At 69.0% G+C, this 14,238-nt stretch carries 13 protein-coding genes and 1 tRNA gene; 10 read left to right on the plus strand and 4 right to left on the minus strand.

Annotation, left to right across the window (positions count from 1 at the left end):
- Positions 1-173: 173 nt before the first annotated feature.
- From ACYVOK_RS33050 to ACYVOK_RS33065, 4 genes are all read left to right on the plus strand, one after another.
- A complete protein-coding gene (locus ACYVOK_RS33050) occupies positions 174-986 on the plus strand; it encodes a PrsW family intramembrane metalloprotease (protein WP_460666526.1) in 813 nt (270 codons plus the stop codon).
- Positions 983-1,606, plus strand: a complete 624-nt coding sequence (locus tag ACYVOK_RS33055; protein WP_460666527.1) for a helix-turn-helix transcriptional regulator — start codon at positions 983-985, stop codon at positions 1,604-1,606. Before ACYVOK_RS33050 ends, ACYVOK_RS33055 begins: the two co-directional genes overlap by 4 nt.
- On the plus strand, positions 1,590-2,720 hold the full coding sequence (locus ACYVOK_RS33060) for an aminotransferase class I/II-fold pyridoxal phosphate-dependent enzyme (RefSeq protein ID WP_460666528.1): 1,131 nt from the start codon (positions 1,590-1,592) through the stop codon (positions 2,718-2,720). The genes ACYVOK_RS33055 and ACYVOK_RS33060 overlap by 17 nt, the downstream gene beginning before the upstream one ends.
- A 422-nt stretch (positions 2,721-3,142) precedes the next feature.
- Entirely contained in the window at positions 3,143-4,267 is a 1,125-nt protein-coding gene (locus ACYVOK_RS33065; RefSeq protein WP_460666529.1) for an endonuclease, read from the plus strand.
- Here the strand turns inward: ACYVOK_RS33065 and ACYVOK_RS33070 are convergent.
- From ACYVOK_RS33070 to ACYVOK_RS33080, 3 genes are all read right to left on the minus strand, one after another.
- Positions 4,248-6,080, minus strand: coding sequence for a hypothetical protein (locus ACYVOK_RS33070; protein WP_460666530.1), 1,833 nt, complete (start codon positions 6,078-6,080; stop codon positions 4,248-4,250). The two genes, ACYVOK_RS33065 and ACYVOK_RS33070, sit on opposite strands and share 20 nt — an antisense overlap.
- On the minus strand, positions 6,065-6,820 hold the full coding sequence (locus ACYVOK_RS33075; RefSeq protein ID WP_460666531.1) for an ABC transporter ATP-binding protein: 756 nt from the start codon (positions 6,818-6,820) through the stop codon (positions 6,065-6,067). The genes ACYVOK_RS33070 and ACYVOK_RS33075 overlap by 16 nt, the downstream gene beginning before the upstream one ends.
- Before the next feature lie 61 nt (positions 6,821-6,881).
- Complete coding sequence (locus ACYVOK_RS33080; RefSeq protein WP_460666532.1) at positions 6,882-7,325, minus strand: EVE domain-containing protein; 444 nt, start codon at positions 7,323-7,325, stop codon at positions 6,882-6,884.
- A gap of 85 nt (positions 7,326-7,410) precedes the next feature.
- Here ACYVOK_RS33080 and ACYVOK_RS33085 point away from each other — a divergent pair, with 85 nt between their 5' ends.
- Entirely contained in the window at positions 7,411-8,241 is an 831-nt protein-coding gene (locus ACYVOK_RS33085) for a carbon-nitrogen hydrolase family protein (protein ID WP_460666533.1), read from the plus strand.
- A 47-nt stretch (positions 8,242-8,288) separates the two neighbouring features.
- Here ACYVOK_RS33085 and ACYVOK_RS33090 read toward each other — a convergent pair.
- A tRNA-Leu gene (locus tag ACYVOK_RS33090) sits at positions 8,289-8,372 on the minus strand.
- A 226-nt stretch (positions 8,373-8,598) separates the two neighbouring features.
- Here ACYVOK_RS33090 and ACYVOK_RS33095 point away from each other — a divergent pair.
- From ACYVOK_RS33095 to ACYVOK_RS33115, 5 genes are read left to right on the plus strand one after another with little or no spacing between them, the layout of a single operon-like run.
- Positions 8,599-9,420, plus strand: a complete 822-nt coding sequence (locus ACYVOK_RS33095; RefSeq protein WP_460666534.1) for an FhaA domain-containing protein — start codon at positions 8,599-8,601, stop codon at positions 9,418-9,420.
- 10 nt (positions 9,421-9,430) lie between these two features.
- On the plus strand, positions 9,431-9,913 hold the full coding sequence (locus ACYVOK_RS33100) for an FHA domain-containing protein FhaB/FipA (protein ID WP_460666535.1): 483 nt from the start codon (positions 9,431-9,433) through the stop codon (positions 9,911-9,913).
- Positions 9,914-9,923: 10 nt separating this feature from the next.
- Entirely contained in the window at positions 9,924-11,303 is a 1,380-nt protein-coding gene (locus ACYVOK_RS33105) for a PP2C family protein-serine/threonine phosphatase (RefSeq protein ID WP_460666536.1), read from the plus strand.
- Positions 11,300-12,700 carry an FtsW/RodA/SpoVE family cell cycle protein gene (locus ACYVOK_RS33110; protein WP_460666537.1) on the plus strand — a complete coding sequence of 467 codons (1,401 nt, stop codon included), beginning with the start codon at positions 11,300-11,302 and terminating at the stop codon, positions 12,698-12,700. Before ACYVOK_RS33105 ends, ACYVOK_RS33110 begins: the two co-directional genes overlap by 4 nt.
- Positions 12,697-14,148 (plus strand): peptidoglycan D,D-transpeptidase FtsI family protein, encoded by a 1,452-nt coding sequence (locus ACYVOK_RS33115; protein WP_460666538.1) that lies wholly within the window; start codon positions 12,697-12,699, stop codon positions 14,146-14,148. The genes ACYVOK_RS33110 and ACYVOK_RS33115 overlap by 4 nt, the downstream gene beginning before the upstream one ends.
- Positions 14,149-14,238 lie beyond the last annotated feature (90 nt).

The raw sequence follows: 14,238 nt of genomic DNA on the forward strand, positions 1-14,238 counted from the left end.
GGGCAGGCGCACCTCTTCTTCGACAGAGTTTGCAATTCGGTCACGGCGATCCGCCTTGTCCATCACTGCCGTCTCTGCGACATGGCGCAACCACGCCAACCCCGCCACCATCAGCACATGACAGCGCACAGAGCCGCGCCTTCGGCACCGGCAGGGTCAGGCGGCTGCGTCTGATGACGCACCAGGTGGTGCGGAGATGGGCCTGGGTCGGCACCTTTCTGGTCGGCGGGGCGCTGTACCTGCTGGTCCTCGGAGTCCTGACCGACACCCGGAACCCGAACCTCTTCCCGACGATGATCCTGCTCGGCGCGCTCGTCGTACCGCTGACCTTCGTCACGTTCGCGGCCGGGCGATCCGGGCGCTGGCTGATCGACGGACCGACGCTCGGCGGCTGCCTGCTGTTCGGCGGGGTCGTCGGCGTGGTGGTCGCGGGTCTGCTCGAGTACGACGCGATGCGCCGGCTCGGCACGCTGCCGATGCTCGGGGTCGGGCTGATCGAGGAGGCAGCCAAACTGGTGGTGCCGGCCGTCCTGGTGCTGTTCTTCCGGCACCGGTACCGGACGTCGGTCGGCAGCGGGATCGTGATCGGGATCGCGGTCGGCACCGGGTTCGCCGTACTCGAGACGATGGGCTACGCGTTCGTGGCGTTGCTGCAGTCGGGTGGGAACGTCGGGGCCGCCGAGGAGACGCTGTTCATCCGCGGTCTGCTGTCGCCGGCCGGGCACGCCGCCTGGACCGGCCTGACCTGCTGGGGTCTGTGGCGGTTCGTCACCGCGCCGACCGGCAAGCACTTCGCCGGCTTCCTCGGCATGTACGGGTTGGCCGTCGCGCTGCACACCGCCTGGGACGGGATCGGCGGGCGGATCACGTACGCCGTCGTCGGCGTGATCTCGATCGGCCTGCTGATGTACGGGCTGCGGCGGGCCCGGCGCATGGACCACCAGGCTGGACAAGTCGTCCATCCTGGACCTAACGTCCAGACATGACGCCTGAGCAGTTGGCACCGATCGGGGATGCGCTGGCCCGGTTGTTGGCGCCGCATGCCGAGGTCGTGCTGCACGATCCGGCGTCCGACCAGGTCGCCGCGATCTGGAACCCGCTGTCCGGCCGCGCGCCGGGTGACCCGTCCCTGCTCGGCGAGTTGGACGAACTGTCCACGACCGGACCGGACGTCTACGGGCCGTATCCGAAGGTGCTGCCGGACGGCCGCCGGCTGTCCAGCATCAGCGCCGTGATCCGGGACGACGACGGCACACCGGCGTACGTGTTCTGCGTGAACGTCGACCGGACCGCCTTCGAGGAGGCGAGCCGGCTGCTGGCCGCCTTCGCCGCGCCGGTGACCGGGCAGCCGCGGGCCCTGTTCGAGCACGACTGGTCCGAGACCCTCAACGAGATCGTCGCCGCCTACGTCCGCGAGCGCGGTGTGGCCGTCGAGCGGCTGAGCCGGCCGGATCGGGTGGAGTTGGTCGGCCGGCTGGACGCGGCCGGCGTACTGAGCCAGCGGCGGTCGGTGCCGGCGGTTGCCCGCGCGCTGCGGATCTCCCGGTCCGCGCTCTACCAACTCCTCGCCCAGACCCGGAAGGAATCCCATGCCGACCCTGCCTGACTTCCGGCTGGAGACGTACTTCGCGAAGTGGGAGTTCAACGCCCGCTATCACCTGACCGCGTCGGACGCACAGACGCACAGCCTGACTGAATTGCTCGCGTTGGCCGACGACGACGGCCGGCAGCGGTGGGAATCACTGACCCTCGGCTACACCGAGACCCGTGGACTGCCCGCGCTGCGTGCCGAGATCGCCGCGCCCTACTCCAGCGCCGAGCCCGATGACATCCTCTGTTTCGCGGGCGCCGAGGAAGCCATCTATCTGGCGATGCGGGCGCTCCTCGAGCCCACCGACCATGTCGTCGTACTCACGCCGAACTACCAGGCGGCCGAGACGGTGCCGCTGTCGGTGTGTGACGTGACCGGCGTCGCGCTGCGGCCCGAGGACAACTGGGCGCTCGACGTCGACGCGGTGAAACGCGCCCTCCGGCCGAACACCCGGATGGTGTCGGTCAACTTCCCCAACAACCCGACCGGCGCAGTCCCCACACCTGAGGCCTGGCAGGCGTTGGTGGAGCTCTGCGAGGACCGCGGCATCACGCTCTTCAGCGACGAGGTGTACCGCGGTCTCGAGCTCTCCCGGGAACCTTTGCCACAAGCAACAGATCTCTCCGGTACGGCGCTCTCCCTCAACGTGATGTCGAAGGCGTACGGGCTGCCCGGTCTGCGGATCGGCTGGATCGCCTGCCGGGACCGCGCCGTCCTCGGCAAGCTCGAACGCGCCAAGCACTACACGACGATCTGCAACTCCGCGCCGAGCGAGATCCTTGCGTTGATCGCCTTGCGCGCCCGCGACCACCTGCTCGACCGGAACCGCCGGATCGTCGCCGAGAACCTGCCGGTCTTCACCGAGTTCTTCGCGCGCTGTCCGGACCTGTTCGAGTTCGCACCACCCGACGGCGGCTGCGTCTGCTTCCCGCGCTACCTCGGTGCCGACGGAGTGGAGACGATGTGCGGCGACCTCGTCGAACAGGCCGGCGTACTGCTGCTGCCGTCGAGCATCTACACCTCCGAGCTGACCGACACCCCGGCCGACCGGTTCCGCGTCGGCCTCGGCCGCCGGGATCCGCACGAAGCGTTGTCCGTCTGGGCGGACTGGCTGGACAAGCGGCGGTGACGCCGTACCTGAGCGCTGTCAAGGGGATGACCGCCGCTTGTGCAGTGACTCGTCAGTAGCGTGAGACAGCTGCTCTGACCTGTGGACAACGCGTTCCCGACTGAGTACGGTCCGTTACGGCGTCCGCACCACGCCACCCGTGTCGGTGAGGTGCAGCCCGCCAGTTGCGCCTCACTGGTGGATGGGCAGAGCAGCCCGCGGCGACTCGTCGCGGCCTGATGGGGGCCCATACACCCAGGTGGGGCGGCGAGCGTCACTCACACGCTCGCCGCCCCACCGACTCAACCTGGCGCCCCTACGGTGTCCCACGCGGCGGGCAGACAAACCTTCATCCGGCGTTCCCGGTCCGGATGTTCGGCGGCCCGTTCCCGTGGGCAGACTGCTTGCGACGCAGTGGTCCCCAACCGCCCCTGGGAGATGCCGTGCCTCGTTCCCGTGCTCTACGGCCCGTCCTGATCCTCAGCGTCGTCCTGGCGTTGCTCGGTGTCGGCGTGACACCGACGTCGGCCGCCACGTCGATCTCGGTGGGTACGGCGATCGGGCGCCAGGACGGCTCCGTCGCGACGGTGACCGGGTACGTCGTCGGCCAGCCGACCGCGACCAACACCGTTGTCCGGAGCAACTTCCCGAACGACTACGCACTCGCGCTGGCGGACTCCGCGTCGCAGACCAGTACGTCGTCGATGCTGTACGTCCAGATCACGTCGGCGTTCAGGTCGTCGTACGGTCTGAAGAGCAACCCTGGACTGCTCGGGCAGCAGATCACCGTCACCGGCAAGCTCAGCGCCTACTTCTCGCACCCCGGCCTGACCAGCACCACCGCGTTCGGTGGCGGTGGTTCGTCGGACCCGGGACCTGATCCGGGGGACTACTACGCGGCCGCCGAGGGCAAGACCGGCGCCGAACTGAAGGCGGCGCTGCACTCGATCATCTCGAACCAGACGAAGCTGACCTACGACCAGGTCTGGAACGCACTCAAGGACACCGACCAGGACCCGGCGAACAGCAACAACGTGATCCTGATCTACTCCGGTCGGTCACAGAGCAAGACCACCAACGGCGGCGACCCGGACGACTGGAACCGCGAACACGTCTGGGCCAAGTCCCACGGCGACTTCGGTACGGCGACCGGTCCCGGCACCGACATCCACCACCTCCGCCCGGAGGACGTCTCGGTCAACGCGGCCCGCGGCAACCTCGACTTCGACAACGGCGGTACGACGGTCGCCGAATGCGCCGGCTGCACCGCCGACGGCGACTCGTTCGCACCCCGCGCCGCGGTCCGCGGCGACGTCGCCCGGATGATCTTCTACATGGCCGTCCGCTACGAAGGCGACGACGGCTTCGCCAACCTCGAACTCAACAACTCGGTCGGCAACGGCACCGCCCCCTACATGGGCAAACTCGCCGTCCTCAAAGCCTGGTCCGCCGCCGACCCACCCGACACCTTCGAAAAACGCCGCAACGACGTCATCCACACCACCTACCAACACAACCGAAACCCTTTCATAGACCACCCCGAATGGATCACCTCGATCTGGCCGTGAGTGGGGCCTTCTTCTTGGCGTTGAGGTAGGTGAGGGCGCCGTAGGCGTACATGGTGAGGCCGAGGGTGGTCATGGTGGTGATTACTGGCCAGTGCCATTGGGGTGGGAGGTGGAGGGCGAGGAACCAGGACTTGGTGTCGGTGTGGTTGGTGAGTTTGAAGATGGCGGGGACCACGCCTTGGGGGAAGAGGGGGATGGCGCCGAAGCCCAGGCAGAAGCCGGCGAGGGTACGGCGCCAGCGGGGGATGTGGGCGTATTGGGCGGCCTTCTCGGCCTGCTCGGTGGTGGAGCGGCCGTGTCTGAGCAGGGTGAGGAGTTCGGGGCCGCGTTGCTCGAGGCGGGTGATCGTGAGGCGGCCGAGGTACCACCAGGCCAGTACGCCGGTTGCCAGGCCAACTGGGACGCCCCACCACGACCAGACAAGGGCTGCGGCGAGTGCCGGGCCGGCGGTGAGTGACACCAGGATGAGCATGAGCCAGACGACGCCCATGGTCTCGCCCTCGTTCTCACCCGAGTTGAGCGGGTTGCCGGACCGCTTGTGCGCATCAGTCGTCGGTACGGCGGCGAATACCGAGCAGGCGACGACCAGCCCGGCCGCACCGCCCAGCAGCGCCGGCAGCACGCTCAGCACGAGTGGCCAGGCGTTGGAGGAGTCTGACCACCACGTAAGCAGCAGCGTGATCAGCAGCGTCGGCGGGCCGAACACCAGGAGGAACGCGCGCTGACGAGCTCTGACGTCCGGTCCGGCCGCGCCGGGAGTCATCAGGGTCGTCCAGAGCGCCGTACCGTCGGAGCCGTACAGGTTGGACGACATGGAGCCGGCCATCACGAGAGCGGCCGGACCGGCCCAGGGCAGCATGCCCTTCCACCCGACGGCCAGTGGCATCAGGCAGAAGAACAGGCCGTAGCTGATCGCGAACACAGCCCGGTGCCCGTAGAGCAGGTCACGTGTCCAGGATCGGAGCTCCTTGGCTGCGGCCGCGTCACCTGGACCTGTGCCCGTCAACAGCCGCCGGGGCTTGCGGCCCGCGCGAGTGGCCGTCGTACGTCGTACCAGGAGAGCGGACCAGCCAACGAACATCACCACACCGAGCACCGCGAGACCAGCAAGCGCCAGAACGACCCGCAGCCAGTCGCCACGACCTGCGGCCTCGACGGCGACCAGACCCCAGCCAGACGGTGCCACACGTGCTGCGCGCGCCATGGTGCCCTGCACGTCCGTGGACACGAAGGCGACGATCAGTGCCCAGCCCTGCGCGGTGAACGCGAGAATGAACGCGTTGACGACGGCAGCGAGTACGGCGCCGGACCGGACCTGCAGCAGTACGCCGTACACGGCAACAGCAAGGCGCGACGCCAGCACGAGGCACAGCAACTGCAGAACCACAGCAGGCAACGCAATCAGAGTGGCGGCCACCGAGAGCTGAGCACCGAGGACTACCAGGCTCAAGAGAGCCAACAGGCTGATGACAGGTGCGACACCGGCCAGTGCGGCAGTGAGCAGACCTGCGGAGAGGGTGCGGGGCGTGAGCGGGAGCATGCTGAAATACTCCGGCTTGAGCGTCTCGTCACCGCCACCCGCGAACAGCGGCCCGACGATCCAGCCGAGCATCCACACCGCCAGCGCGACGACGAGCATGTCCACGTCACCGGTGCCGGCCAGCCAGATGGTCCCGCCGGCGAGCACCAGACCGGCGAACGCGCCGGTGCCGATCCAGGTCAGCCGGTTCTGGTCCTTCAGCGCGTGCCGGAACGCGGCCAGCCGCATCCGGACGAGCGTCTGTGAGGTCGCGTACGTCAGACCGACAGCCACGACAGTCCCTCCGCGCCACGGGTCGAGGCGCCGACCAGGGACACGAACGCGTCCTCCAGCGTCCCGCCCGCCTGCACCTCGGAGACGGTGCCTGAAGCAACGACCTTGCCGTCGGCGACGACCGCCACCCGGTCGCACAGCTGTTCGACCAGCGCCATCACGTGACTCGACATGACCACCGAGCCGCCGCCGGCGATGAACCTGTTCAGGATGGTCCTGATCGTTGCCGCCGACACCGGGTCGACGGCCTCGAACGGTTCGTCCAGCACCAGCAGCCGCGGCGCATGCAGCAGCGCGACGGCCAGCCCGAGCTTCTTCCGCATCCCGGTCGAATAGCCGATCACTTGCTTGTCGTCCTCGTGGTCGAGTTCGAGCACCTCGAGGAGTTCCGTCGTACGGCGCTCGACCTCGTCGGCCGGCAGTCCGCGCAGCAGACCGAGGTAGGTGAGCACCTCACGCCCGGTCAGCCGCTCGGGCATCCCCAGCCCGTCGGGCAATACGCCGACCAGCGCCTTCGCCCGGGTCGGCTCCGCCCACACGTCGGCGCCGAAGATCCGCGCCGTCCCCGCGTCCGGCCGCAGCAACCCGACCGCCATGGACAACGAGGTCGTCTTCCCGGCCCCGTTGGGCCCGAGCATTCCGAAGAACGAACCCTTGGGCACGGTGAGACTCAGCTCGTCGACCGCCCGCTGCTCCCCGAACACCTTCGTCAACCCGACCAACTCGAACGCCTGCTCCATGCCAGGCACTCTGGCATTCACGGCCCTGCCCGGGCGTCACCCTCCGGACGGACCCGACCCGTCACCTACCGGTCGGAGGGCAGCCCGGCCACGGTGGCAGAAGTGGCAGCAGGCGGGCCAGCTGCTCCTTCGACACCCAGGACGGATTCGAGCCCTGGGGCATCCGCAGCACCTCGAGGTCGGTGAGGCCCGCGGCGCGGATTTCCTCGGCCGGTAAGGGCTGCTCGAGGAGGGCGATGGCCAGGGGTACGACGAGCTTTGCTGCCACTTCGACCGGTCCGGTGACGTGACCCAAACCCCAGATGCCGCGAGTCATCCGGCGGCCGTTGCCGGAGACCCACAGGATGATCCGGTCACCCGGAGCCATCAGGTCCGACCGGTAGCCGGGGACGACGCACCACGACTCGACGTCCTCGCCGCCGGCAGTCGGCAGCTCGAACCCCGTGCCGGGATTGCGCTTGACGAGCCAGGCGCCGAGGTTGTCCCTGGTGATGGTGCGAGCCATCCAGACGTTCTACCACCTGTATCGACTACCGAACACGGCCGTGCCGATGCCGGGAACTGTCGGTGAGGGCTGAGACGGTAGGGGGATGACGGGGATTCGCATTGCCATCGCACAACCGACGATCAGCGCCGACGCGCGGACGAACGGGAAGACGGTCAGATCGCTGATGCGGAAGGCGTCCGCCGGGCGGGCGCGGCTGGTGCAGTTCCCCGAAGGGATGCTGAGCGGGTACGCGAAGGAGCAGATCGCCGACTGGTCGGACGTCGACTGGGACGTGGTCCGCGACGAGCTCGAGCGGATCATGGCGCTGGCCGCGGAGCTGAAGCTGTGGGTGGTGCTCGGCTCGGCGCATCCGCTGACCCCGCCGCACCGGCCGCACAACAGCCTCTACGTCATCTCCGACGCCGGCGAGCTCGTCGACCGGTACGACAAGCGGTTCTGCTCGAACACGGAGATCAACCACTTCTACTCACCCGGTTTCGACCCGGTGGTGTTCGACGTCGACGGCTACCGGTTCGGCTGTGTGATCTGTGTCGAGATCAACTTCCCGCACCTGTTCAGCCAGTACGAGCAGCTCGGCGTCGAGTGCCTGCTGCTGTCGGCGTACCCGGTCGACGCGATCTTCGAGGTGAAGGCCCGCGCGTACGCCGCGATCAACTGCTACTGGGTAGCGATGTCGCTGCCGGCCCAGACCGTCGACCTGATGCCGTCGGGCCTGATCGCCCCGGACGGCACCTACGCGTCCCAGCTCGCCGGTACGTCGCAGCTCGCCCTCACCACCATCGACCGCGACGACCCGGCGCTGAAGGTCCCGCTCACCCAGGCCCGCCCCTGGCGCGCCACCGCCCGCAAGGGCACCATCTACCGCACCCGAGCGGTCAACGACCCCCGGTCGAGCAACCGCACCGCTCTGTGACGGGAGGCACACATGCAAAAGTCCCGGTCATCGACCGGGACTTCCTGTGCGCGAGGGGGGAGTTGAACCCCCACGCCCTTTCGGGCACACGGACCTGAACCGTGCGCGTCTGCCTATTCCGCCACCCGCGCGCTTGGCTGCCTCTGACGGTGTCATCTGCAACCGAGAAGGAACAGTAGCACGGGTCGTGCGGAACGTTCACATTGCGGGTTGGGTCGAACCTCCCGATACGATCGATCGTCGTACCCGGTGTGTCCACCTCGACCGGTGGACGGGCGTACGGCGTGCCTGCTGAGGGCACCGGACGGCAAGCACGATCGTTGGTCACAGACCGGCGACGGACCCAGAGGAGGAGGCGTGCGACCGCTGCAGCGCTTCGAGCGACGTCTGGAAGGCATTGTGAGCGGTGTCTTCGCGCGCGCGTTCAAGGGCGACGTCGAGCCGATCGAGTTGGCGGCGGCGCTCAAGCGTGAGATCGACAACACCGCGCGGATCCTGTCCCGGGACCGCCGGCTGGTGCCGAACCACTTCACCATCGAGCTCGGTCCGGGCGACTTCGAGCGCCTGAACGCCTACGGCCAGACCCTCAACCACGAGCTGGCGAACGAGCTGCGCGACCACGCCGACATCCAGCGGTACACGTTCTCCGGCCCGATCGAGATCATCCTGACCCAGCAGGACGATCTGCCGACCGGTAAGTTCCGTGTGGTCAGTGCCACGGTCGGGACCCCGCAACGGTCCCGTCCGCAGCCTCAGCCCTACCAGCAGGAGCCCTACGTGCCGCCGAACGACGGCCAGACGGTGCTGAACAGCGCCCCGCCGCCTCAGCCACAGCCGCCGCGCCGCGGTCACCCGCAGGTGATGCTCGAGGTGAACGGCCGCCGCCGGCCGGTCAACCCGCCGGGGGTCGTGCTCGGCCGCGGGACCGACGCGGACATCCAGATCAACGACCCGGGCGTGTCCCGGCGGCACGCCGAGATCCGGCTGATGCCGGAGGGCCCCGGCGGCATCCGGGTGGTGCTGGTCGACCTGGGCTCCACCAACGGGACGCTGGTGAACGGCCGGCGGACGACCGAAGCCGAACTGTCCGACGGCTCGACCGTGCGGATCGGGAACACGACGATGACGCTGCGTCTGGCGGACGAGCCGATCGCCCAGCCGCCGAGCAGCGGGTGGTGACTGACCTTCCATGTCGGAACTGACCCTGACCCTGATCAAACTGGGGTTCCTGGCCCTGTTGTGGATGTTCGTCCTCGCGGTGCTCTCCGTGATCAGGTCCGACCTGTTCGGCGCGAAGGTCGACAGCCGTACGGTGCCGGTCGTCGTACCGCAGTCCGGCCGGACCCCGAAGCCCGCCAAGCCGGCGAAGAAGCGCAAGGGCCTGCCCGGCTCGGTGTCGATCGCGGACGGTCCGCAGGCCGGGGTCGGTGCGACCCTGGGCGAGGAGCCGGTGATCATCGGCCGGGGCTCGGACTGCCAGATCCGGCTGGACGACGACTACTCGTCCACCCGGCACGCCCGGCTGTTCCTGTCCGAGGGCCAGTGGTGGGTCGAGGACCTCGGCTCCACCAACGGCACGTACCTGGACGGCCAGCGGGTGACCCGCCCGGTCCCGGCCGAGATCGGCGGATCGATCCGGATCGGCCGGACGACGCTGAACATCGCGAAGTAGGCCTGCCCCGATGACCCTGTCGCTCGACTACGCCGCACTGTCCGACGTCGGACGGGTGCGCCGCAACAACGAGGATTCGGCGTACGCCGGTCCGCACCTGCTGCTGCTCGCCGACGGGATGGGTGGCGCGGCGGCCGGTGAGGTGGCCAGTGCGGCGGCGGTCCAGGTGATCCGGAAGCTGGACAAGCCCGGGATCAGCGGCGAGGACATGATCGAGGCGCTGGCCGGCGCCGTCCACCGGGCGAACGAGCGGCTGTCCGAGCTGGTCGAGGAGGACCCGGAGCGCGAGGGGATGGGCTCGACCGTCACCGCGCTGATGTTCGACGGGCAGCAGCTCGGGATGGCCCACCTGGGCGACTCCCGGGCGTACCGGATGCGGGACGGGCAGCTCTACCAGCTGAGCCACGACCACACCTTCGTGCAGTCGCTGGTGGACGAGGGCCGGATCTCCCGGGAAGAGGCCTTCACCCATCCGCACCGCAACCTGATCCTCCGGGTGCTCGACGGCCGGCCGGACTCGGACCCGGATCTGGAGATCCTCGACGTCCGCGCCGGTGACCGGCTGATGCTGTGCAGTGACGGCCTGCCCGACTACGTGAGCGACGACGTGATCGCGGCGTCGATGGCCGACGGTACGCCGGACTCCGTGGTCGTGGAGCTGATCACGCACGCCCTGGAGGCCGGGTCCAACGACAACGTCACGTGTGTCGTCGCGGACGTGGTCGAGACGGAGCCGTCCAGCGGGACCACCCCGCAGCTCGTCGGCGCGGCCGCGGAGCTGGCTCAGGGTGGGACCGGCCGAGGTGAGCCGACGATCGTCGTACCCGGCGGTGGCAGTGGTGGCGGCGGTGGCGCGGTCCTCGACCCGGAGGAGCTGCGGTACGCGCCGCGCGAGCCGAAGCGCTTCCCGTGGCTGCGGCGGATCGCCGTACTGGTTGTGATCCTGGCCCTGATCGCGGGCGGCGGCTGGGCGGCGTACGCCTGGACGCAGAGTCAGTACTACGTCGGCACCGACGGCGACTACGTGGCGATCTTCAAGGGTGTGGACGAGGACTTCCCAGGTCTGACGCTGTCGAAGGTGTACGAACGGCAGACGCTGCAGGTGGACAAGTTGCCCACGTACAACCGCGAGCAGGTGGAGAACAACATCCAGGCCGACGACCTGGCCGGGGCGCGCACGATCGTGAGCGAGTTGCAGCGCACCGCCGACGAGTGCGCCGCCAAGGTCAAGCCGACCCCGACACCCACGCCGAAGCCCAGCACGCCGGTCACCGCGCCGCCGAAGCCGCCGGCCTCCACACCGGTGTCCACGCCGCCCCCGTCGGCCACACCGTCGACGACGCCGACCACGGGGTCGGTCAACCCCGACGACTGTGACGGCGTCCGATGAGTATCGCCTCGACATCCGTCATCCAGATCATCCCGCGCAGCCGGCGCGGGGTGGAGTTGCTGCTGCTCGTCATCGCGATCGTCGTCTCCGTCGGCGCGTACGTGAACATCGGCATTACCGTCCAGGACAAGGTCCCGGCCAGCACCGGGTACTACGCCGCCGGCATCGGGCTGCTCGCTCTGATCGCCCACCTCGCGCTGCGCTACCGGGCGCCGTACGCCGATCCGGTCCTGCTGCCGTGTGCCGTCGTACTGAACGGGCTCGGGGTCGCGATGATCCACCGGGTCGACCTCGGCCTGGCCGCGGCCGCGGAGGCCGCCGGACGTGAGCCGCGGGCGGCCGCCGCTCCGCAGCAGATCACCTGGACCGCGGTCGGCATCGTGCTGTTCCTGGCCGTCATCCTGCTGATCCGCGACCACCGGCGGCTGCAGGCGCTGACCTACACCGCCGGCCTGACCGGTCTGGTGCTGCTGGTGCTACCGCTGATCCCGGGTCTCGGGGTCGACATCAACGGCGCGCGGATCTGGATCCGGTTCTTCGGGATGTCGTTCCAGCCCGGTGAGTTCGCGAAACTGTGCCTGGTCATCTTCTTCGCCGGCTACCTGGTGGTGAAGAAGGACGTGCTGACGCTGGCCGGGCACCGGTTCCTCGGCCTCGACCTGCCCCGGGCCCGCGACCTCGGCCCGATCCTGATCGCCTGGGCGGTCAGCCTGGGGGTGCTGGTCTTCGAGAAGGACCTCGGCTCGTCGCTGCTGTTCTTCGGCCTGTTCCTGATCCTGCTGTACGTCTCCACCGAGCGGGCCGGCTGGCTGATCATCGGCGGCCTGCTGTTCGCCGGCGGCGCGTTCTTCGCGTCCCAGACCTTCGGCCACGTGCAGAAGCGGGTGGACGACTGGCTGCACCCGTTCAACGAGGTCGGCGGCCAGGTCGCCACCGCGCTGATGGGCCAGGCCTGGGGCGGCGTCCTCGGCCGCGGCCTGGGCCAGGGCCGGCCGGAACTGCTCGGCTTCTACGGCCAGAGCGACTTCATCATCTCCTCGTTCGGCGAGGAACTCGGCCTGACCGGGCTGATGGCGATCGTCCTGATCTACACGCTGATCGTGGAGCGCGGCCTGCGGACCGCGCTCGGTTGCCGGGACATCTTCGGCAAGCTGGTCGCCACCGGTCTGGCGATGTCGTTCGCGCTGCAGGTGTTCGTCATCGTCGGCGGTGTCACCGGTCTGATCCCACTGACCGGTCTGGCCACCCCGTTCATGGCGCTGGGCGGTACGTCGCTGGTCGCGAACTGGGCGATCATCGCGCTGCTGCTGCGGATCAGTGACCAGGCGCGCCGGCCGCAGACCCCGGCCGCTCCCGTGTCCGACGAGACGATCGCGATGGCGGTGCAGAAGCAGTGAATTCAGCGATCCGGCGGCTGGCCGTGGCGGCGATCATCCTGATGCTCGCGCTCATGGCCAACTCGACGTACCTGCAGGCCTTCCGGGCCGGCGACCTGAACGCGCGCAACGACAACCGGCGGGTGCGCGACTCGCAGTTCTCGGTCGACCGGGGCCCGATCCTGATCGGCAGTACGCCGATCGCCCAGAGCAAACCGTCGAACGACCGATTCCAGTTCCAGCGCACGTACGCCTCCGGCCCGGTCTACGCGCCGGTGACCGGGTACTACTCCTATCTGTACGGCCGGGCCGGCATCGAGCTGACCCAGAACGCCGAGCTGAACGGCAGCGATCCGTCGATGGCGTTCCGCCGGGTGATCGACGTGATCACCAACCGTCGCCAGCAGGGCGCCAGCGTGACGTTGACGCTGAACGCCGCGGCGCAGCAGGCGGCGTACGCCGGACTGGCCGGCAAGACGGGCGCGGTCGTGGCGCTCGAGCCGAAGACCGGCCGGGTGCTCGCGCTGGTGACGCGGCCGTCGTACGACCCGAACAGGCTCGCCTCGCACGACCTGGAGGATGTCGGCGCCGCGTGGAAGCAGCTGAACGAGGCCCCCAGCAAGCCGATGGCGAACCGCGCGGTCAAGGAGCTCTACCCGCCGGGTTCGACGTTCAAGCTGGTCACCGCGGCCGCGGCGCTGTCGAGCGGCAGGTACACCCCGGAGACCAAGGTGCACTCGCCGGCCGAGCTGCCGCTGCCGCAGACGACCGTCCCGCTGGTGAACGAGAACGGCCGCAACTGCGGCGGCAGCGACAACGCGACGCTGACCGTCGCGCTACGCAACTCCTGCAACACCGCGTTCGGCACGATCGGCCTGGACCTGAAGGCGGACGCGCTGCGTGAGCAGGCGGCCAAGTTCGGCTTCGGCGAGCGGCAGCTGCCGGAGCTGGGCGCGGTCGCCAGCCAGTTCCCGGCCGACCCGAACGAGCCGCAGACCGCGCAGTCCGCGATCGGGCAGTTCGACGTCCGGGCCACGCCGCTGCAGATGGCGATGGTGGCGGCGGGGATCGCCAACAAGGGCGCGGTGATGAAGCCGTACCTGGTCCAGAACGTGAAGACCGCGGACCTGAAGACGGTGTCCGAGACCAAGCCGGAGGAACTGCACCAGGCGGTCACCCCGGAGGTCGCGGCCCAGCTGACCCAGATGATGGTCGACGTGGTGGCCAACGGCACCGGCAAGCCGGGCCGGATCGACGGCGTCCAGGTGGCCGGCAAGACCGGTACGGCGCAGACGTCGCCGGAGCGGCCGCCGTTCGCCTGGTTCACCGCGTTCGCACCGGCCGACGACCCGAAGATCGCGGTGGCGGTGATGATCGAGGACGCGAACATCCCCCGCAACGACATCGCCGGCGGCACCCTGGCGGCTCCGATCGCCAAACGGGTGATGGAGGCGGTGCTGGGCCAATGAGCACGATACGGAATGATCTCGTGAGTCTTTCCGACGGGGGTCCACGTGTGGCGGCCGCTACCGTGGGCAAGTTGAGTGTGTTCCGGACAG

Source organism: Kribbella swartbergensis (assembly GCF_054784135.1).

Excerpts from the sequence above, each read along its gene's own strand:
- ACYVOK_RS33050 (WP_460666526.1), top strand. The coding sequence starts at position 174 with ATGACGCACCAGGTGGTGCGGAGATGGGCCTGGGTCGGCACCTTTCTG.
- ACYVOK_RS33055 (WP_460666527.1), top strand. The coding sequence starts at position 983 with ATGACGCCTGAGCAGTTGGCACCGATCGGGGATGCGCTGGCCCGGTTG.
- ACYVOK_RS33060 (WP_460666528.1), top strand. The coding sequence starts at position 1,590 with ATGCCGACCCTGCCTGACTTCCGGCTGGAGACGTACTTCGCGAAGTGG.
- ACYVOK_RS33075 (WP_460666531.1), bottom strand. The coding sequence starts at position 6,820 with ATGGAGCAGGCGTTCGAGTTGGTCGGGTTGACGAAGGTGTTCGGGGAG.
- ACYVOK_RS33080 (WP_460666532.1), bottom strand. The coding sequence starts at position 7,325 with ATGGCTCGCACCATCACCAGGGACAACCTCGGCGCCTGGCTCGTCAAG.
- ACYVOK_RS33085 (WP_460666533.1), top strand. The coding sequence starts at position 7,411 with ATGACGGGGATTCGCATTGCCATCGCACAACCGACGATCAGCGCCGAC.
- ACYVOK_RS33100 (WP_460666535.1), top strand. The coding sequence starts at position 9,431 with ATGTCGGAACTGACCCTGACCCTGATCAAACTGGGGTTCCTGGCCCTG.
- ACYVOK_RS33105 (WP_460666536.1), top strand. The coding sequence starts at position 9,924 with ATGACCCTGTCGCTCGACTACGCCGCACTGTCCGACGTCGGACGGGTG.
- ACYVOK_RS33110 (WP_460666537.1), top strand. The coding sequence starts at position 11,300 with ATGAGTATCGCCTCGACATCCGTCATCCAGATCATCCCGCGCAGCCGG.